Consider the following 19,680-nt stretch of genomic DNA (forward strand, 5'->3'; position numbering starts at 1 on the left):
AGGAGGATTACAATGAGTTTGCTAAAATCAATCAAGAAAAATGTGAGTGTTACTATGTGCATAACCCTGCTCTTTTCTCTTTTTATTGTGTATCCGGCAAGTGCTTCTACCTTCTTCCAAGACCGCTTTGAAGAGGGCGATAATCTATGGACATCCACTAGTGGGAATTGGACTATTGTTGAGGACGAAGGCAACAGCGTATATTACCAGTCTGCCACAAAAGAAGGACGTACTTCTGCAGGTGATTCAACCTGGAGCGATTACACTGTGGAAGCGGATGTAAAAGTAGTTGATTTTAATGGCTCAAACAGAACTTATGTTGCAGGCAGATACATAGATGGAAATAATTTTTATTCAGCTTCTTTGTATAATAATAATGATGGCATGCTGGAAATCAGAAAAAAGGTTTCTGGATCTACTACAACTTTGACCAGCAAACCCTACACTCTGCAAACAGGAGTTTGGTATAATGTAAAACTTGAAATGAGCGGAAATACCATCAACATGTATGTAAATGATACGCTGGAGCTCTCAGCTTCCGATTCCAAATTAAAAAAAGGTACAGCAGGGCTCGTTACCTTTAAGACAATTACGATGTTCGACAACGTGACCGTTTCTGACACCAATGGCACTACACCGACACCGACTGCTGCACCAACGCCTACTGCTACGACGACACCAACTGCAATACCGACTCCGACTGCTTCACCGACACCTACTGCTACACCAACGCCTACTGCTACGACGACACCAACTGCAATACCGACTCCGACTGCTTCACAGACACCAACTGCCTCACCGACACCTACTGCTACACCAACACCTACTGCTACGCCGATACCGACTGCAATACCGACTCCGACTGCTACACCAACACCTACTGCTACGCCGATACCAACTGTTTCACCAACGCCTACACCGGTACAGGTTAGTGAATATGATTTGGCTGGGTTTGCCACAGGAACAACAGGTGGTGGAAATATCCAAGAAACCAGTCCACTCTATAAAAAGGTTTATAGCGCAGAAGATCTTGCCACTGCACTGAGAAAAGGATCCAAAATAAAGGTTATTGAAATTATGAACGACTTGGATCTGGGATGGAATGAAATTTCTGATGCGACAAAGATCTCCCCATTTAGCGCTCATAACAGTGCTTTAACACATCCCGTATTAATAGAGACTGGTGTCAGCAAAGTGTCTATAGACAACTTCGACGGTTTGACCATTTTCTCTGCTAAGGGTGCAACCATTAAACATGCCGCTTTTACTTTTAAAAGAAGCTCTAACGTCATCATCCGCAACCTTGAATTTGATGAGCTGTGGGAATGGGATGAAGCAACCAAAGGAAATTACGATAAAAACGACTGGGACTACATCACCATTGAGAATAGCAACAACGTATGGATCGACCACTGCACCTTCAATAAATCTTATGACGGAGTTGTCGATGTTAAAAAAGGCAGCAACGGCGTCACCATTTCATGGTCTTCCTTCTTAGGGGATGATAGAAAAACAGCTGGGTTACTCAGCAAATTAATGCTATGGAAGCCAACAAGGCTGCTTATCCCATGTACGCTTATTTAAGAAGCAGCTCAGTTGTATAAGTAAAGACGACATCATTGCGATTGCCGCTAGTCAAAAAAAGTGGCCATTTTAATAGGCGCAACAGAATTTGCAGCTGATAATGCGCTTCTTTCTGTGACGCTCCATCACAACTACTATAAAGATATACAAGACCGCATGCCCCGCCTTCGTAGTGGTAATGCGCATGCCTATAACATTGTAATGGACAACGAAGATACCAGATTGGCTAAAAAACGTCTAACCTCCGCTATGGAAAAAGCGATCTCAAGCAAGGGGTATCATTTCGGGGTTACAAGTAACGGAGCAATCTCGACAGAAGGAGGAGCTGTATTACTTGAAAGTTCTGTAATCATTGATGTAGTGAATCCACTTCGCAACAATCAAGCGGATGCGAGTAATAGCAAATATACGGGTGCAATCGCAGCTTTAGATACGATCTATTCACTAGATGGAGCAACATTCAGAGGAGACAGTACATCTAAGAACAGCCCTCTCTCCCCTGCACCCGCTGCCGTTAAAGCATTTGCATGGAACGGATTCACAACACTACCTTATAGCTACACTTCAGATGACCCAGTTAGTCTAAAATCTAGACTTACCGCTGTTGACGGTTCAGGGGCTGGCAAATTGTCCTGGTCAAACGAGGAATGGCTGAAAACAAGTTACAGTAACTAATTCGACTAATGCGACAAATGCGACTAACTAATCACTGAACACATACTCCCATAACTACACCGAGAAAAGTTACTAACTTAGTTGCCACATTAGCGCCACCTTTGCACCAAATTAGCGCCATATTAACACCAGATTAGCAAACTTTTGTACCGCACTAACGCCGCACTAACGCCACTTTTGTTCTGCCGAAATAGCTAAGACGCTCAGACGGTGATTTACTGTTTACTGTGCAGTATTTACGAGGTCAGACGACGATTTTACAGTTAACAGTGCAGTATTTACGATACCAGATGGTTCGGACTCAGGAGCCCTTATTTCGAAGAATCCGGGCATTTCGCAGTGCTATCGGACTCAGATGCAGCTATTCAACCCAATATGCTTAATTTTGGTGTGGATTTAGACCAATAAGAGCTATGCAGTCCGAAAACTCAGCAAAATGGTCAAAAAAGCCAAAATAGTTGCAATACAGTCCGTTAGGAGTGTTACGCGCGTGAGAAACATGAGGAACATGAGAAAAGTGAGGAGCGTTATTAACTTAATTGCCACTTAGCAACACTTTTGTACCGCACTAACGCCACTTTTGTTCTGCCGAAATATCTAAGACGCTCAGACGGTGTTTTACAGTTTACTGTGCAGTATTTACGAGGTCAGATGGCGAGTTTACAGTTTACAGTGCAGTATTTACGAGGTAAGATGGTTCGGACTCAGGAGCCCTTATTTCGAAGAATCCGGGCATTTCGCAGTGCTATCGGACTGATGCAGCTATTCAACCCAATATGCTTAATTTTGGTGTGGATTTAGACCAATAAGAGCTATGCAGTCCGAAAACTCAGCAAAATGGTCAAAAAAGCCAAAATAGTTGCAATACAGTCCGTTAGGAGTGTTACGCGCGTGAGAAACATGAGGAACATGAGGAACATGAGAAACCTGAGAAACATGAGGAACGTGAGAAACATGAGGAGCCTGTGAAACGTGTGGAGCCTGTGAAACGTGTGGAGCCTGTGAAACGTGAGAAGCCTGAGGAACATTAAGAGCCTGTAGCCCGTGAGGAGCATTAAGCACATATAGTCCCGATAGGAGCATTAGGAGTTTGTTCTCATTAACAAGTGATGCGTTTGGTGTTAATGGTAACTCACAAAGTTAGTATAATGTCCCAACAATAACAAAAAGGCCGCAACCAGCGGCCTTTTTCTATATTACGACTTCCAACGCATATTCACTAATATCGCTTACCGCTCATTTTTTCAGAATATCAATATACTCTTCTTTCTCTCGATCTGCCCCCGCACTAAGCTTCAAACGCAGTGACTTCGGGTGATCCAACACATTACTGCTGAAGTAACTTATAAATCCATCATCAGCTCCACTACCAGAATTCGGATTAATTTTAATGTCGTGCTTCCCAACCTGCGCAGTTAATTCATAGGGGAGCTTTTGAAACAGTTCATTTCGGACGATCCAATCCGTTTGCAATTCCTCATTTATCGTATATTTGAGCGCTATGCTTAACGGAGAAAGCTCGACTTCGGCTAGTTTTACTTCCTGTCCGTCAATTTTGAAAGGGTGGTCCACAACTAACGTCTCCGTCTTCAGCTCCCAAAACTTAGGATCAATAGAGAAGTTTACTTTTAAACGATCAGAATACCGCATGTCAGATAAAACCGTTCCTGTTTTCGGTTTACTTAACATTCCCGGGTCTACAGAGGCAATCTGAAAATCCGCCACTACGTCTGTTGGCCTTGGTTTATTTCGGTCCAGTGAAAATACAGTTTTGCCGAGCCAAGTATATATGGTTCCCTCTGCGTGTGCTCCCATTCCGCCTCTATTCCCATTCTCCTCCATTACATCTCGTCCAGTTTCAGCATCTGTCAGCTTCACACTATTTACACTGTACACTTCCTGACCATCACTTGTTGTTCCTGTATACAGCAGCATGATTTTGTTTTCATCAGCAAGCACAGCATTCAGAGTAATTTTATATCCATTTGATTCAGCACTCTTATTAACGATTTGTACATAATCATTCCGGATTGCAGACTCTAAAGTAAGAGCATCAATATCAGCTGCAGCCAATGTTTTAAAAGGCTCCAACACGCCCCAATCGAACGTTTCAGCACTCGAAGTCCCTTGCTGTGGCATCAGCTGGGTTGGATTGAAGAACAGCAGGCCCGCTATCATCACTGCAGCCGCCAGCACAGACATCGCGCTTTTTGTGAACATTAACCTTCTGCCACGTTTCTTGCCTAATTCCAAGCCTGCTTGGATCGCATAGATTTGAGCGGCTGCATTCTCTATTTTTTGTTCTTGTGGGATACGTTCGGCATCGCTTAACATGGCAAGCTCCTCTTGACTACTCATTGTTCCATTCACCCCGATTCTTTATGATGGTTCGCAACTGCTTGAGCCCTTTATGTTGCCAAGTCTTAACCGTTCCCTCGGGTTTATTCATAATGTTAGCGATCTCAGTCAAGGTCATATCGTTGTAGTATTTTAGCAGCAGCACATGGCGATACTTGGGCTTAACCTGCTCAAGTGCCCACAACATTTCCATCCGATGATGGCCAATATGTGTGACCTGTTCTCCTATTCTTTCATCTACCAGCGGCATGGAACGTTTTCTTCGTCTTTGTTCATCTATACAGACATAAATTAGAATTCGAATAATCCATGATTTGAATGCTTTGGGGTCCTTTAATGTTTTTCTTTTAATCCAGGCCCGGCAAGTCATTTCCTGCATCGCTTCCAGCGCATCGTTTCGGTTCCGCAAGTAACTATAAGCAATACTGTACAGTTGTTCTCTATGTACCAATATCGAATCGTAAAAATCCGTCTCGCTCCGAGTATCAAGAATCGTTACTTTTTTCATTTCTGCATTAGTCATCGTCATGTCCTTCCTTAGCCTCCCCTCTTCAACCTTTCATAGATTAAGACGGGGGAGGTATAGAAACGGTTTTTGTTTCGTTTAACTTTTTTGCCAAAAGCTCTCTAAATTATAGCATTCTATAAAAATTGAACGAAAAATGTTATGATAGGTTAAATTGGACATAATCAATAGTACGCACTTAAAAGTGCCATAGGTACTAAAAAGTACCCATACCATGGAGGTTATCATGACAACAACACCAACAACAACTGTCAAGAAAAAATACAATATTTCTGTTGAAGCCACACTAGAGGTCATCGGAGGGAAATGGAAATGCGTAATTCTATGTCATTTAACTCATGGCAAAAAACGCACCTCCGAGTTAAAACAGTTGATGCCCGGCATTACTCAAAAAATGTTAACCCAGCAGCTACGCGAGCTTGAGGCAGATGGAATCATCAACCGAATTGTTTATAATCAGGTTCCACCAAAAGTAGAATACGAGCTTAGTGAATATGGTGATAGTTTAAGCGATATTTTGACTGCATTATGTAATTGGGGAGAACAACATATCATTAAGCAATTCGGCGATAAATACGCTGTTTTAGAGGATAACATTTTAAATAAATAAACCGCTCTATCAAGGGTATGGTTGGATATTTATGCTGCGAGAGTTGTACTTCAATTATACGTTCATGAAAAAAGGACAGCTGAATCAGATCGATTCAACTGTCCAAAGCTTTGATTCACCCGTCCCTTGAATGGCGCATAGGAACATAACTTAAATTACGCCCTCTCCTCCAATAGCAGTTGCTGTGAATGATATGGGTCCAAATAGATTTATAGGCAAGTTGCTATCATTCTGAATTACCAATTCATAATTGTGGACTCCAATATAAGCACCATCAACCCACTGAGCACTTAATTGAATATCAGTAATAGTAGTAAAACGATAAAAGGATCTATAAATATCGACTCCAGCTCGTCGGATGATAACAAGAAATTGGCTATTAGCAAGTGCAGTAAGACTAAAACTACCATTTAACTCGACTCTACTGGAGAAAGAAGCCGGATTAGCCGGACTAATATTTACTTGCGCTGTGGCTAGACCCGCTCCAGCTCCAGGAATCCCTGCAACCGTTATAGCTGTAGTAAACGGATCTAACGGGATTTTTGCCTGTGACCCATAACTTATTATTGTCGCCATTTATCATCACTCCATTTCAAGGTTATAGAGTAGTATATTGTGAATCCGCAATGATAGATTGGACTAAATTCCTGATGATTATATACATTTAAGGTATACTTTGCTAGATCATATAAACCTAGATACCTCATCAATCACCATACGATTTCCACTCATTGACAACACCCCTGTTCAGAATTACAATAATTCACATATCATGAACAACGATGACAAAGGGTAAGTAGACAGACGAACATGGTCTTCAGAGAGCCGGTGGTAGGTGCGAACCGGTGACCAGCGTATGCTCGAATGGCCTTTATAGTTGTTTTTCCGAACTATCTTAATGGATGCAGTAGGGAAAACCGGGGTTCCCGCCGTTATCAAGGGACCTGTATCGAGAATTAATTCAACCTCTCCGTACAGGTAAGAGAAGATCGAAAGCCAAGAATCGTAAGGTGACACGATCATTTAAGGTGGTACCACGACAACTTCGTCCTTATTGGATGAGGTTTTTTTGTCATTTAAAGGAGGTGATGGCCATGGATGATGGCTGGTGGTGGCGACTCGAGTGTAACCAAATGCTAAATAACAGGAGGAATTTTTATATGATGAACGAACGTGTCTTAACTGGAGATCGAGTGACTGGAAAGCTTCACCTTGGCCATTACGCCGGCAGCTTGCAGACCCGAGTAGCCCTTCAGGAGCAATATGAAACTTTTGTGTTTTTAGCGGATATTCAAGCCCTAACGACCCATTTTGATCGTCCGCAGCTACTGGGTCAACATCTGCATGAGATCACACTGGACTATTTATCTGCGGGTATAAATCCGGAGAAAACAACTATATTTATTCAATCGATGATCCCTGAAATCGCAGAGCTGACCATCTTGTTCTCTATGTTTGTTACTGTGAATTCTTTACGGCATAATCCCACGATTAAAGCCGAATCAAAAAATTCCAGCTTTGATGAATTGTATTACGGTTTTCTAGGTTATCCAGTTAGTCAGACTGCTGACATAACTTTTTGTAAAGCAACGATCATTCCTGTAGGAGAAGACCAGCTCCCCCATCTGGAATTAACCCGCAAAATCGTCCGCAGATTCAACGAGCTGTACAGCCCGATACTGGTGGAACCCAAAGCGCTGATCAGTGAGACGCCGAGACTTGTGGGTACGGATGGCAACGCTAAAATGAGTAAAAGCCTTGGCAATGCCATCGAGCTGGACTCCACTAAGGAAGAAATCACCTTCAAGATAAGAAAAGCCACAACCGATCCTGCGCGTGTGCATAAAAATGATCCCGGACATCCAGATATCTGTCCTATTTTTGCTTATCATGGTGCTTTTCGCTCAGCGGGGGTAACCGAAATTCGTGAAGGCTGTGAGCGGGGTACCATGGGTTGTTCTGCTTGCAAACAGTTGATTTCGACAGCTCTAGATCAGCTTATAGAACCGATGCGAGAGCGGCGTTCCTATTATGCTACTAAGCCCAAGCTTGTGCAGGAAATCTTAATCTCTGGAACACAGCATGCCCGCAGCATTGCTCAGGAAACAATGGCCGAAGTACGTGAGGCTATGAGTCTTAACTATTTTTCAATCTAAAAATGATATTTATAGGTACTCAAAAAAGCCGGAAGCTCATTGGAAGAGATCCGGCTTTTTTCTTCTCCTTACAACACCCAATTTCCCTTACGGAATACGGGTTCAATCGTGCCGTCCGCCAGCTCTCCGTCAATATCCAGCTCTGCTGAACCGATCATAAAATCGACATGAGTTAAGCTGACATTAGCTCCTCTAGCCACAAGCTCTTCGTTCGTAAGCTTTGTGCCGCCTTCAATATTTACAGGATAAGCACTTCCTAGCGCGAAATGGCAGGAGGCATTCTCATCAATCCCTGTATTGTAAAAAATGCGGTTCAAGCGAGAGATTGGAGAATCATGCTGCACTAAGGCTACTTCTCCTAGATAAGATGCACCTTCATCCGTTGCCAGCAGTGAGGTTAAATGCTCACGTCCGGATTCAGCTTCATAAGCTACGACTTTCCCCTTTTCAAAAGTGAATGAAAGTCCTTCAACTAAACGTCCATTCAAATTAAGAGGGAGCGTGCTTCTAACTGTGCCATTCACTCCAGTACGATGGGGCATGGAATAAATCTCTTCCGTTGGCATATTAGCAACAAAATAAACACCTTTATCATTCTCACCGCCACCCCCGCGCCATAAATGGCCTTCCGGAAGCTCTACATGCAGATCCGTTCCCGGAGCACGGTAATGCAGGCTTTTATAACGTTTAGCGTTCATTCTATCCTGACTTTCTTTCAACTGACCAATATGCTCTCTCCAAGCAGCTACCGGATCATCGCTGCCCACACGATTCATCTGGAATACAGCTTCCCACATCGCCTCTACCCGCTCTTCTTCAGGAAGATCGGCAAAAACCTTGTTCGCCCAAGCACGTGTTGGCGCTTTGACCAGAGACCAGCTGATTTTGCTGTTCCGAGTATATTTGGAGTAGTTCTTGCGAGCAATAGCTGCTGCTTTGACTGCTCTAGATACCTTAGAAGAATCAATGCCATTAAACAGTTCCGGATCAGGTACTTTAATATGTAAGATGGCACCATTTTCTTCCGCGAATTTCTCCATCATCTCAGCCTGCCACTGTGGATAGTAATCGAAAGAATCCTCTGGGGCTTTTTCATAACGGATCCGTGTAGTTGCTTCATCGTCCCAGTCAACAATTACATATTTAGCTCCCGCTTCATAGGCTTTCGCTACAATCAAGCGAGTAAGTTCTGCGGTTTCTATCGGTGCATGTACCATAAGGACTTGTCCAGGCTGTACATTTACTCCTACTTTTACAACTAGGTTCGCGTATTTCTCCAGCATTACTTCAAAATCTTTCATGAATTCTCTTCCTCCATCTCTAGGGTTGCTATAAGCACTCGGTCAGCTTCACTTCTTATTTTAACGCAAAACGAGGATAGTTGCGATTCGATTTAGATTCTCAGTTACTTCACTTCAGGTATTTCCCCTGTATAGACACCTAGATCATTCTTATGAATCTCTACGTTGGACATTCCGATCTGCTTATCATTATGGTAAGCAATCACTATGATCTTGGTATCCTGAGGCTCATCTATTTGTTTATTATTTCCATCCATTGGACTCCAATAAATTTGATCTCCAGATTTGATTTTCAGCTCAAGACCTTTGTTATGCACCTTGTAGTCAGGGGGGTTCCATAACAATAAATTGCCGGACGTAACCTGTATCTTAATAACATTCGCCCCTTCAGCAGTTATAAGCATAGGTAATCCTGGAGCACTACTATCAGTCACCCTGTATTCCGCTGTTGGGAACAGAACTTCCGGTTTTACCTCAAGTGATTGATTATCATGCCGCAAGATAAACAAGAAAAAAAGTAAAATCGTTAAGCCCATGACGCCTCCGATGATTATTTTTTTCACTATTCAACCTCCCATCCACCCTAATACTGTAACATATTCCCTTAATCTGGACAGTTATCAGCCAAATAAAGCGGCTCCCACAAGGAACCGCTCACTTGAATCACTATTTTTTATCCACCTGCAGCAGTGTTACGGTCTTCAAAGTATAAGTATGCATGATTTTATCCTCTGAAATTACATTCAACTTGGTCAAGCTTGCCACCTTTGCCGGATCTGATTTGGAGAGCAAACGCCACACTTCAGGGTCCGATAAGGTCTCATATAACTTTGCATCATCATATTCTTTGCGGTTTTGCACGACCAGCTTCACTTTATAGCTGCCAATTTCAGTCTCGGTGGTTTCCTGCTCACTACAATAATTTAAAATATCCTGACGAAGCTCGGCCAATTCTTTTTCAATATCTTTTTGCTTTTGCTTGAGCCGATAATACTGCTGAACCTTTTTCTCCATCCACTTCACGCTCCTTCATAGACATATGTATGCCGGAAACGTTCGATAAATTAGTTGAGTTCCCTATCATAAAAACTTATAATGAGCCGGGGATAGCTAATTTCCAAGTAGAGTCAAATTTCTTATAAAAACAATTCCACGGCAGGTGACTTATGTTTCATTCGTACTTTTTTCCAATTTCGTATGCGTTCATGATGTTTCCAATAGCAGCGCTGTTCTTCACACTTCCTTTTCTTATCGTACAATACCGCAGACATGGCTATATACATAAGCTTAGAGCTTTAATCCTATATCTGCTGCTGCTCTATCTGATGAACGCTTATTTTCTAGTCTTGCTTCCTTTTCCATCCTCCCGGCACAATGCTGCACCTTCTGGGAGTATCGTCCAATTCATTCCCCTTCAATTTATTCAGGATATTGTGGATGGATCGACGATCATCCCTGATCAAATCTCTACCTACTGGTCATTACTGCGTGAGCCTGCATTTTTACAGGTCATTTTTAACGTTGCATTGACCGTACCGTTTGGAATGTTTCTGGGCTATTATTTTCGTACACGCTGGGTCGTGTGCATTCTACTATCCTTTGCCTTTTCCCTGTCCTTTGAGATCACGCAGATTACAGGGATTTACGGTTTCTTCGATCATCCTTACCGTCTTTTTGATGTCGATGATCTCATTACCAACACAATCGGAGGAATCTTTGGATTTCGAATTTCCATTTGGATCTCCGGGCTATTGCCACGTATAGAACAACTGGATACAAACATTGACCGCTCTGCCAAAAGAGTCTCCTATACCCGCAGAGGAATAGCTTTTCTAATCGATAGTATGGTGTGGAGCATCGGGTTTGGGGTACTCTTCGGATTCGATATAAAAGCTGCCTTCTGGATTGTAACTGGTATTTACTTCATGCTTGTTCCGGCTCTCACGGGCGGACGGACCTTAGGGAAATGGATGGTGCGGATTCGGGTGAAGAGCAGCGGGAATCATGCTTTTTTCTGGGCTCTGATGCTCAGATATGGCCTGCTATATTGGTTGCTGCTTGGGATTCACTCTCTTTTGCTTGATTCCGCCCTTCTAGGGCATCTTTCCTCCGTATGGAATATGCTTATTCATCTGTTTGTTCTATTGATAGACTTGGCTTTCTTTATTCATTTAGTCATTAGTATATTCAAAAAAGAAACTCAGCTAATATATGAGAAACTAAGTCAAACTTCTCATGTTATTTCTTGGCCAGAGAAACGGCTCCAATCTGATGTATCCAGCAACAGCCCTGTAGAAAGCTAAACTAGTTATTTTTTAAAGGGTATTTTAACATTGGAAATTATTATAGAATTAGGAGGTGAGCATTCTCAAAATTTAGGAGATGAGCGTATGGAAACTACAAGCAGCTTGCGGTTATCTAGAAGTCTTCCAGAAGAACAGGGCATTTCATCAACCGCAATATCCAGCTTTATTAGTGCAGTAGAGGAACAAAATTTAGGCCTGCACAGCTTTATGCTACTTCGACATGGTTATGTGGTCTCTGAAGGCTGGTGGGCCCCTTACAGGTCCGATCTTCCGCATATGTTATTTTCACTTAGCAAAAGTTTCACCTCAACCGCAATCGGGTTTGCTGTTACAGAGAAACTCGTCACCCTCGATGATTCTGTCCTATCCTTTTTCCCTGAAGATGCTCCTGATCCAATCACAGACAATCTAACCAATATGACAATCAGACATCTATTGATGATGGGTACCGGGCATGTCGTGGATACTATGGACACACTTCGCAAAAGTGCAGACGGGAATTGGGTGAAAGCTTTCTTCTCCGTCCCGGTCGAGAAACAACCAGGTACACATTTCCTATATAATACCGGTGCTACTTACATGCTGGCCGCGATCCTTCAACGGGTTACTAGCCAAACACTGCTAGAATATTTAGAACCACGCCTCTTCGTTCCTCTGGGCATTCACGGCGCAACGTGGGAGTCTTGTCCACGCGGAATTAACACAGGGGGATTTGGCTTAAACATTACAACCGAGGATATCGCTAAATTCGGCCAGCTATACTTACAAAAAGGAATCTGGAATAATCAACGGGTTCTGCCTGAAAAGTGGATTAATGAGGCTACTTCCAAACATATTTCCAATGGCGAAGGCGATCATGACTGGGCAATGGGATATGGGTATCAGTTCTGGCAATGCCAGCACGGTGCCTACCGGGCAGATGGCGCCTTCGGTCAACTCTGTGTCGTGCTTCCGGAGCAAGATGCCGTAATTATTACTACTGCTGCATCAGACAGTATACAAGGAATGTTGAATGCTGTGTGGGAACATCTGCTTCCCGCGATGGAGCAAGCACCCTTGCCATTAGAGCCAGCTGCTTCTGCCCACTTGGTTGAACAATTAAAGTATTTATCTATCCAACCGCCACAACTGCAGCCATCTTCATCACAAGAAGAACGAATAAACAGCTTAACCTATAAGCTCGATGACAACCAATTTGCCTTGGACACCTTCTCTATCTCTTTCAATAACAACGAAGCTGCAGTTACTTTACAATTTAAGACTGGAGAGGATTCTGTGATCTGTCTTGGTCGAGGGGAATGGCTCGAAAGCTTCGCACAGATCATTGATGCTTCCTTGAACCGAATCATGTCCAGCTTTACTTGGGTTGCTGATGATCAGCTGCAGCTCACTTTATTGTTTATTGAAATGCCTTTTTGCATAACTCTTGAAATAATCTTACTAGAGAATCAGCTAATTCTTAAACAAAAGTTTAATGTGAATATGGGACCGACTGAATTCCCTGAGATCATTGGCAGACTATAATTCTTAATGAATAAAAAAGGCCGCTTCGTCCTTTAAAGAGACTTAGCGGCCTTTTAAATATTCGATCCTAGTCAGTGAAATCAGCAAGCTTGAGGATGACCGGGCAATGATCGCTCCCCATAATGTGGCAATCAATTTGGGCATCCAGCAGATTAGGTGCAAGTCTAGAAGAAGCTAGGAAATAATCAATCCGCCAGCCTACATTCCGTTCTCTCACCTTCGGCATATAAGACCACCATGAATAAACGCCTTCAAGCTCTGGATGAAAATATCTAAAGGTATCTATGAAGCCGGACTCCAGCAGCGTACTCATTTTTCCTCTTTCTTCATCGGTAAAGCCAGAGTTTCCGCGGTTAGCTTTAGCATTTTTGATATCAATATCCTGATGGGCTACGTTCATATCGCCGCATACAACGACTGGTTTTAGCTTGTCCAGTTCCAGAAGGTAATTGCGGAAGCGGTCCTCCCATTCCATTCTGTAATCCAATCTAGCCAGATCTCGTTTGGCATTTGGTGTATACACATTCACTAGATAAAAATGTTCGAACTCCAGCGTAATAATCCGGCCTTCCGCTTCTTCATCCTCTTCCATTCCGTATCTCGCAGAGATCGGCTTGATTTTGGTGAATATAGCTGTGCCTGAATACCCTTTTTTCACTGCATAATTCCAATATTGATTGTATTCTTCACCCTGTTCCAGAACAATCTGCCCTTCTTGCAGCTTTGTCTCCTGAACACAGAAAATATCTGCTTCTACTTCCTTAAAATATTCATCAAACCCTTTTTTCACACAGGCCCGAAGGCCATTCACATTCCATGATACCAACTTTATCATTAACGTTTCTCCTTGCATTTTGCTTTGATAGTAACCAGTTTATCATATAACGACCAGAAATTTATAGAGGATTAGGGTCATCTTGAGCAATTCCGCGAATAGATTTATATCCTAATCATTTACTATCCATGATACAATAGCAAAATTGACTCTATACAAATTTTCTAACACGTGAGGTAAAAAAACTTATGAATGCACCAAATCTTTTACGAGGGTTTAACTTTTTGTATTTTGCTCTGCTGGCCATGTTTATTCCCTTTCTGCCAGTCTATCTAAGTGAACAAGGTCTAAGCCCATCGCAAATCGGCTTCATTATTGGAACTGGTGGTTTTGTTACCATCATTGCTCAACCTTTATGGGGGATGATTAGTGATAAAACAAAAACCATCCGCAAAGTGCTGTTAGCTCTGCTGTTATGCTCAGCGGTGACCGGATACTTTTTGTTCGATTCCAGCAGTTATGCTGTTCTCATTCTTTTTGCTATGCTGCTGTATTTCTTCTTGATGCCCATTGATCCGCTGACAGAAAGCTTGAATTTCCGAGTCTCTGAGGTGGCTGGAATTAGCTATGGTTCTATCCGTACATATGGTGCGCTTGGTTATGGTGTAATGGCTTTGATTACTGGCTATGTGCTTGGTTTTTTCGGCTCTCATGGTATAGCTCTTCTGTTTGTTGCCATTTGCCTTATAAGCTTTATAGTAAGCTGGAACATGCCAGATGCCCCCGTCACAGGTAAACCGGTCACGCTGAATAGTCTCAAGCACTTTTTTGGCAACAAAAAGACATTGATGTTTCTGGTGCTCATATTTATTAGCTCTGTACCCGCACGAATGAACGATACATTTATTGGAGTTTATATTCGTGAGCTTGGTGGCAGTCCTCAATTGGTAGGCCAATCGTTTTTCCTCGCGGCAATAAGTGAAATCATTGTCTTTGCATTAAGCTTCTGGTGGTTGCGTAAAGGAAAAGAACTGATCATCATATCGATTTCCGGAGGCTTCTATTTCCTTCGTTTCTTTATTTCAGCTTGGATCACTGATCCACACTTATTAGCCTATTTGCAGATTCTGCAAATTCTTACCTTCCCTGTGTTCTACTCGGCTGCTATTCAATACCTGTACAGTATTGTACCCGAGGAATGGCGTGCTACAGGCCAGACCGTACTTGCACTGTTGTTCTTCGGTGTATCAGGTATCCTGGCTTCTTATGCTGGCGGGGCATTATATGATGCCTTTGGGGGTAAAGCTCTTTACTTAACGATCTCCGCGATGTCGTTTGTCGGCATGCTGTTCGGATTGATACTGTATCTGATTTATCGAAAAAAAACGGAATAAGTGTACCAAAATAAACCGGGGTTGTCCCAGCCACTTTCTAAATGGCTATAGGACATCCCCGGTTTTTTCTATCAAAAAGTGCTAATTCACCATGGCATTCGCTCTAGCATTAATAGATTTTCAACATAGAATATCCTATCAAACGAAAAGGAGGTCGTTACTATGGCCATCGTATTACCGATTCAATATTTCAATTTAGCCCCTGTCATTGGTAAATCTTATTATGAAAACCTTGCAGGTGGTATTAACGCTGCTGTTACTGTGAACAATAACTCCAACTTCCCAGTAGATTTAGTAATCACTCGTGTGAATGCTCCAGTTATCACATACACGATTCCAGCGTTCAATAGCCTTACGCTTGCAGTTCATGCCCTTTTGGTAGCTGCACTCTTAAGCACTCCTGCTGGCACCACATTCGGAACTATTGAAATTTCAACATCAGATTTCTAATAGTGTAGTATTAAGCATCTCTAGCTGAAAGTTCAGCTAGGGATGCTTCTCTATGTGAATCTAGCTTAATCCTTCTATTGTATGCTGCTCCATAAGCTGCTTTAGCTTGGTTTCAGTATTCGAATCTCCCGCAGGAGTATAGATGCTGCATCGTAAATCGGCACTGCCATGAACCTGCAAAGAGGTAAGATGAAATAACATTTTCCCCGCCTTGGCATGTCTGAATTCTAGTAACACATCCGGGGCCGAACTAACCCGACTTTGCTCCCACATCTCATTAAAAGCCGGATGCAATTCTTTCAATTCCTCTATAAATTCATCATACCAATGATCCTCTACATACTGTCCGTAATACGCTCTGAAGATAGAAAGATAACCGCTGACGAACTGTTCCCAATTCACCGCTAAGCGTCTGAACTCCTTACGAACAAATAACAATCGGATCATATTCCGCTCTTCGATGGGCAGCTTTGAGAAATCAAGAAAAACATGCGCGGCAGCATCATTCCAACCGACGATCCCGCAACGTCTATCAGAAATTATCGTAGGACAATATTTGAGTTCCTGTAAAATTTTCTGCAGCGAAGGACTAATTACAGAAGATTCATCTTGCGGATAGGGTGTGGTGCCGGTTCCAGTTTCTAAAGCCAGTGCAAAAAGATACTTCCGCTCGTCTTTAGTCAGCCTAAGTGCAGTGGCAATACAGTCCAAAACAGATGACGAGACTTTTATATCTCTGCCTTGTTCAAGCCACGTATACCAGGTGCTGCTTACCCCTGCAAGCTGTGCAACCTCTTCCCTGCGGAGTCCTGGCGTCCTTCTGCGTGTGCCTTCCGGCAAGCCTACAGAGCTTGGTGAAATGGCCGCACGACGTGCTTTCAAAAAATCGGATAATGCTTGTAATCTTGTTTGATTAGCCATAAGCTACCTCCACTTTGGGATTCCTGTTCCTTTAGTATAGTACAAATTATACTAGGATAAACGATAACTTGTAATAGGATAAGTAAAATGAAAAAATACTAGTATACACTAGCTGAGGAGGTTCATTATGGAACGCGTAGTGATTACAGGCATGGGCTTAATCTCACCACTTGGGAATACAATCGGGCAATTTTGGGATCGGCTAATTTCTGGTGAGTCGGGTATATCCCCGATCACTTCATTTGATACAACAGGTTTTAAGACGAGGATTGCTGGCGAAGTACGTGATTTCGATGCAGAGGGCAGATTTGGCCGTAAAGAGGCACGCCGAATGGACAGATTCAGTCAGTTTGCCCTCGCAGCTACTGAAGAGGCTTGGAAACAATCTGGTCTCCAGCTTGATAAGATTGACAAGGAGAGACTTGGCGTTTATGTAGGATCTGGCGTTGGAGGAATTCAGACCTTGATGGATCAAGGTACGGTCCTGAAGGATCGTGGTCCTGATCGAGTTAGCCCTACCTTAATTCCCATGATGATCTCCAATATGGCTGCGGCAATGATCAGCATTAAATTTGGAGCTCTCGGCCCGACCATGTCTCCAGTAACAGCTTGTTCTATTGGCAATACTGCGATTGGCGAGGCTTTCCGTTTAATTCGTTATGGCGGTGCGGACATCGTTATAGCCGGGGGTTCTGAAGCTGCTATTACTGGCATCTCGCTGGCCAGCTTTGGGAATGCCACCTCTTTATCTACACGAAATGAGGAGCCTACGAAAGCGAGTCGTCCTTTCGATGGAGAACGGGATGGCTTTGTAATCGGTGAAGGCGGCGGCATAGTCATTCTAGAGTCACTCTCCCATGCTCAGCGTAGAAACGCCAAGATTCACGGCGAAGTGATCGGGTATGGTGCTAGCTCTGATGCTTATCATATGGTTGCCACTCATCCAGAAGGAATTGGTGCCTATCAAGCTATGAAGTTAGCGCTAAATGAAGCTAATCTCCAACCCCACAATGTAGATGTAATCAGCGCGCACGCGACAAGTACAGTAGTAGGAGACCACTCTGAAACACTAGCGATTAAAAAATTATTTGGCGAGCATGCGTACCACATCCCCGTAACCGCTAATAAGTCCATGACTGGACATGCTTTGGGGGCCGCTGGCGGCTTAGAAGCCATTGCGTTAGTTAAGAGTATCCAAGAAGGAATCATTCCTCCTACCATCAATCAGGACACGCCTGATTCCATCTGTGATTTGGATTACGTACCTAACAATGCACGAAAAGCTAATCTCGAAATAGGCATCTCCAATTCATTTGGCTTCGGCGGCCATAATGCTGTTATTGTGATCCGAAAGTTCGTAGACTAATCTTACATTATAAAAGGGGTTTCAACTTAGCCATTACACATGACTAGTTGAAACCCCTTCTGCTGTTAATCCTTTTAAACTATCTTATTCCGAAGGTGATACATGACTTCCCCAGATAGAGATCCCTTCATTAGAAACCGCGGTGAACGTCATAACATTACTGGCTGTAGCTTCATTCCACTCTTTCAGGAACACACCCTTATAATTAGAACCACCTATCGTTAACTCTGCAGTATGATCGTCGATAAGCTTCCACTTGCCCTTAACCGCGCCTTTGATTTTACCACTCTTCGTCAATTGAATTAGCTCTGATTGCACGATATCAGCCGTAATCTCTTTATTATGATTTACATATTTGTATTCGCCTGCGATTTGCTCTTTCGTATATTTATCAATGGTCTCGCCGCCATAACGGTGTGGTGCGACCACCGGCCAGCCATCAGCGTTCATGAACATTTGATGTACTCTAACCTCATGCTTTTCACCACGATTCGGGAACCGTGTATGGAAGATCAAATAATACTTGCCAGTCTCTTCATCGTAAAATGCGGAGTTATGTCCTGGTGATACATATCCTTCCCCACTTACTGGGAGCTCATCGTCATTATTCAGGAATTCGAAATTCCCCATGAGTTTAACTCCGTAAGGAGCATAAGCAGGATCATCAAACAATACGCCAGCTGTGCCCTGTGAATGGATCATATCCTGGCCCTCAGAATCTTCAAAAGGTCCATCAGGTGTCTTCGAGCGAGCTACACGGATGTTATATCCACCATCTGCAGCCAGACCTCCGTAGGATAAGAACAGATAGTAGTAATCCGTCTCAGGACTGTACAGCATATAGGGAGCTTCTATCCGCGCATGATTTGCGCCTAGAAGCTTTTTGCCATAACCTTGGTCTGGCAGTGGGAATCCTGTGCTTGTATCCAGTTCCATAATAAAAATACCACCAGAATAAGAACCATACACCATCCACAATCTGCCTTCTTTATCAAAGAACACATCCGGATCTACAACATTCGGCTTTTGTGTGGCATCATAAGTTTCTCCGTCATCCCCTGCGCCCACCATACCGGACTTCAGAAAGATCCCTTTGTTCTTATAAGGTCCTTCAATATGGTCTGACACGGCTATACCGAGTGCTGATAATGGGGAATCGCCTTTACAAGCGTTGTAATACATATAATATTTGCCATCCGCCAATTGAATGACATCCGGAGCCCATAAGGTGTCCGTCTTTCCCCAGGTTAAGGCCTCTTTTAATTCCTCTTTGACATTCGGGATGAGTACGTTTCCATCAACAACTCCAGAGGACAATTGAGTCCAGGACATCAGGTCGTCGGATTTAGCAGAAGCCAAATGAGAGCCAAACACATAGTACTTATTATCAGCCAAAATAATGGATGGATCATGTACAGAAACATTTTTAAAGACAGGCTGAACAGGCTCAGGTCCGCTGTTTGTGTTGCCAGAGTTAGCCGTGTCGTTGTTGCATGCGGTTACAGCTAATAATGAAACACTAAGTAAAGTAGTAATAATTATCTTCTTCATCGTTATACCCCCTATGTATGCCTTTTCATTTTGAGATGAAAACGATAAATAGTCAACCCTTTTATTTAATTAAGTTCGTATTAATTCATACTTATTTAAATAATAGTGAACATTTTAGAAAATAAAAAAAACGCTAAGCCAACTAAATGGCCTAACGTTTCCTCTTATTATTTAGTTAAAACA

The 19,680-nt window shown here is 42.9% G+C and carries 16 protein-coding genes, 1 pseudogene and 1 other annotated feature; of the genes and pseudogenes, 8 read left to right on the plus strand and 9 right to left on the minus strand.

The features are described 5' to 3' along the window. Window positions 1–54: 54 nt before the first annotated feature. Window positions 55–2,259 (plus strand): annotated as a pseudogene (locus NST45_RS14330) (pectate lyase). Window positions 2,260–3,495: 1,236 nt separating this feature from the next. Here NST45_RS14330 and NST45_RS14335 read toward each other — a convergent pair. Then, window positions 3,496–4,617: a DUF4179 domain-containing protein gene (locus NST45_RS14335; RefSeq protein WP_036686354.1), complete on the minus strand. Its 1,122-nt coding sequence runs from the start codon at window positions 4,615–4,617 to the stop codon at window positions 3,496–3,498. Further along, window positions 4,610–5,146 carry a sigma-70 family RNA polymerase sigma factor gene (locus tag NST45_RS14340; RefSeq protein ID WP_036686352.1) on the minus strand — a complete coding sequence of 179 codons (537 nt, stop codon included), beginning with the start codon at window positions 5,144–5,146 and terminating at the stop codon, window positions 4,610–4,612. The genes NST45_RS14335 and NST45_RS14340 overlap by 8 nt, the downstream gene beginning before the upstream one ends. Before the next feature lie 223 nt (window positions 5,147–5,369). On the opposite strand from NST45_RS14340, the gene NST45_RS14345 reads away from it, so the two are divergent. After that, the gene (locus NST45_RS14345) at window positions 5,370–5,753 is read left to right on the plus strand and encodes a winged helix-turn-helix transcriptional regulator (protein WP_036686351.1); all 384 of its coding nucleotides are present in this window, start codon (window positions 5,370–5,372) and stop codon (window positions 5,751–5,753) included. A gap of 150 nt (window positions 5,754–5,903) precedes the next feature. Here the strand turns inward: NST45_RS14345 and NST45_RS14350 are convergent, their stop codons facing one another. Further along, complete coding sequence (locus NST45_RS14350) at window positions 5,904–6,329, minus strand: hypothetical protein (RefSeq protein WP_036686349.1); 426 nt, start codon at window positions 6,327–6,329, stop codon at window positions 5,904–5,906. 197 nt (window positions 6,330–6,526) lie between these two features. Continuing rightward, window positions 6,527–6,809, plus strand: a binding site (T-box leader). Window positions 6,810–6,913: 104 nt separating this feature from the next. Here NST45_RS14350 and trpS point away from each other — a divergent pair. Next, window positions 6,914–7,909 carry a tryptophan--tRNA ligase gene (gene trpS, locus NST45_RS14355; RefSeq protein WP_076105026.1) on the plus strand — a complete coding sequence of 332 codons (996 nt, stop codon included), beginning with the start codon at window positions 6,914–6,916 and terminating at the stop codon, window positions 7,907–7,909. Window positions 7,910–7,977: 68 nt separating this feature from the next. Here trpS and NST45_RS14360 read toward each other — a convergent pair whose 3' ends face one another. From NST45_RS14360 to NST45_RS14370, 3 genes are all read right to left on the minus strand, one after another. Next, entirely contained in the window at window positions 7,978–9,210 is a 1,233-nt protein-coding gene (locus NST45_RS14360) for an aminopeptidase (protein WP_036686346.1), read from the minus strand. Window positions 9,211–9,314: 104 nt separating this feature from the next. Further along, window positions 9,315–9,773, minus strand: coding sequence for a hypothetical protein (locus NST45_RS14365; protein ID WP_339826017.1), 459 nt, complete (start codon window positions 9,771–9,773; stop codon window positions 9,315–9,317). Between the two features lie 103 nt (window positions 9,774–9,876). Next, window positions 9,877–10,224 carry a hypothetical protein gene (locus tag NST45_RS14370; RefSeq protein WP_036686343.1) on the minus strand — a complete coding sequence of 116 codons (348 nt, stop codon included), beginning with the start codon at window positions 10,222–10,224 and terminating at the stop codon, window positions 9,877–9,879. Between the two features lie 152 nt (window positions 10,225–10,376). Between NST45_RS14370 and NST45_RS14375 the strand changes: the two genes are divergently transcribed. Continuing rightward, window positions 10,377–11,513 (plus strand): VanZ family protein, encoded by a 1,137-nt coding sequence (locus NST45_RS14375; RefSeq protein WP_326046609.1) that lies wholly within the window; start codon window positions 10,377–10,379, stop codon window positions 11,511–11,513. Between the two features lie 87 nt (window positions 11,514–11,600). Beyond that, window positions 11,601–13,040, plus strand: a complete 1,440-nt coding sequence (locus NST45_RS14380) for a serine hydrolase (RefSeq protein WP_339826021.1) — start codon at window positions 11,601–11,603, stop codon at window positions 13,038–13,040. Window positions 13,041–13,107: 67 nt separating this feature from the next. Here the strand turns inward: NST45_RS14380 and NST45_RS14385 are convergent, their stop codons facing one another. Continuing rightward, on the minus strand, window positions 13,108–13,872 hold the full coding sequence (locus NST45_RS14385) for an exodeoxyribonuclease III (protein WP_036686601.1): 765 nt from the start codon (window positions 13,870–13,872) through the stop codon (window positions 13,108–13,110). 191 nt (window positions 13,873–14,063) lie between these two features. On the opposite strand from NST45_RS14385, the gene NST45_RS14390 reads away from it, so the two are divergent. Together NST45_RS14390 and NST45_RS14395 are read left to right on the plus strand one after the other, a co-directional pair. Next, window positions 14,064–15,209: an MFS transporter gene (locus NST45_RS14390; RefSeq protein ID WP_076101700.1), complete on the plus strand. Its 1,146-nt coding sequence runs from the start codon at window positions 14,064–14,066 to the stop codon at window positions 15,207–15,209. Window positions 15,210–15,371: 162 nt separating this feature from the next. Beyond that, window positions 15,372–15,659: a hypothetical protein gene (locus tag NST45_RS14395; RefSeq protein ID WP_036686338.1), complete on the plus strand. Its 288-nt coding sequence runs from the start codon at window positions 15,372–15,374 to the stop codon at window positions 15,657–15,659. Between the two features lie 60 nt (window positions 15,660–15,719). Here the strand turns inward: NST45_RS14395 and NST45_RS14400 are convergent, their stop codons facing one another. Continuing rightward, the gene (locus NST45_RS14400; RefSeq protein ID WP_036686336.1) at window positions 15,720–16,580 is read right to left on the minus strand and encodes a helix-turn-helix transcriptional regulator; all 861 of its coding nucleotides are present in this window, start codon (window positions 16,578–16,580) and stop codon (window positions 15,720–15,722) included. Window positions 16,581–16,707: 127 nt separating this feature from the next. On the opposite strand from NST45_RS14400, the gene fabF reads away from it, so the two are divergent. Next, entirely contained in the window at window positions 16,708–17,946 is a 1,239-nt protein-coding gene (gene fabF / locus NST45_RS14405; protein ID WP_076101699.1) for a beta-ketoacyl-ACP synthase II, read from the plus strand. A gap of 84 nt (window positions 17,947–18,030) precedes the next feature. On the opposite strand, the gene NST45_RS14410 is transcribed toward fabF, so the two are convergent. Then, window positions 18,031–19,497, minus strand: coding sequence for a family 43 glycosylhydrolase (locus tag NST45_RS14410; RefSeq protein ID WP_036686333.1), 1,467 nt, complete (start codon window positions 19,495–19,497; stop codon window positions 18,031–18,033). Window positions 19,498–19,680: the final 183 nt, after the last annotated feature.

Origin of the sequence: Paenibacillus sp. FSL R7-0163 (assembly GCF_037969975.1) — a bacterium.
Taxonomy (GTDB): domain Bacteria; phylum Bacillota; class Bacilli; order Paenibacillales; family Paenibacillaceae; genus Paenibacillus_AQ; species Paenibacillus_AQ odorifer.

Excerpts from the sequence above, each read along its gene's own strand:
- NST45_RS14335 (WP_036686354.1), bottom strand. The coding sequence starts at position 4,617 with ATGAGTAGTCAAGAGGAGCTTGCCATGTTAAGCGATGCCGAACGTATC.
- NST45_RS14340 (WP_036686352.1), bottom strand. The coding sequence starts at position 5,146 with ATGACGATGACTAATGCAGAAATGAAAAAAGTAACGATTCTTGATACT.
- NST45_RS14345 (WP_036686351.1), top strand. The coding sequence starts at position 5,370 with ATGACAACAACACCAACAACAACTGTCAAGAAAAAATACAATATTTCT.
- NST45_RS14350 (WP_036686349.1), bottom strand. The coding sequence starts at position 6,329 with ATGGCGACAATAATAAGTTATGGGTCACAGGCAAAAATCCCGTTAGAT.
- trpS (WP_076105026.1), top strand. The coding sequence starts at position 6,914 with ATGATGAACGAACGTGTCTTAACTGGAGATCGAGTGACTGGAAAGCTT.
- NST45_RS14360 (WP_036686346.1), bottom strand. The coding sequence starts at position 9,210 with ATGAAAGATTTTGAAGTAATGCTGGAGAAATACGCGAACCTAGTTGTA.
- NST45_RS14370 (WP_036686343.1), bottom strand. The coding sequence starts at position 10,224 with ATGGAGAAAAAGGTTCAGCAGTATTATCGGCTCAAGCAAAAGCAAAAA.
- NST45_RS14375 (WP_326046609.1), top strand. The coding sequence starts at position 10,377 with ATGTTTCATTCGTACTTTTTTCCAATTTCGTATGCGTTCATGATGTTT.
- NST45_RS14380 (WP_339826021.1), top strand. The coding sequence starts at position 11,601 with ATGGAAACTACAAGCAGCTTGCGGTTATCTAGAAGTCTTCCAGAAGAA.
- NST45_RS14390 (WP_076101700.1), top strand. The coding sequence starts at position 14,064 with ATGAATGCACCAAATCTTTTACGAGGGTTTAACTTTTTGTATTTTGCT.
- NST45_RS14395 (WP_036686338.1), top strand. The coding sequence starts at position 15,372 with ATGGCCATCGTATTACCGATTCAATATTTCAATTTAGCCCCTGTCATT.
- NST45_RS14400 (WP_036686336.1), bottom strand. The coding sequence starts at position 16,580 with ATGGCTAATCAAACAAGATTACAAGCATTATCCGATTTTTTGAAAGCA.
- fabF (WP_076101699.1), top strand. The coding sequence starts at position 16,708 with ATGGAACGCGTAGTGATTACAGGCATGGGCTTAATCTCACCACTTGGG.
- NST45_RS14410 (WP_036686333.1), bottom strand. The coding sequence starts at position 19,497 with ATGAAGAAGATAATTATTACTACTTTACTTAGTGTTTCATTATTAGCT.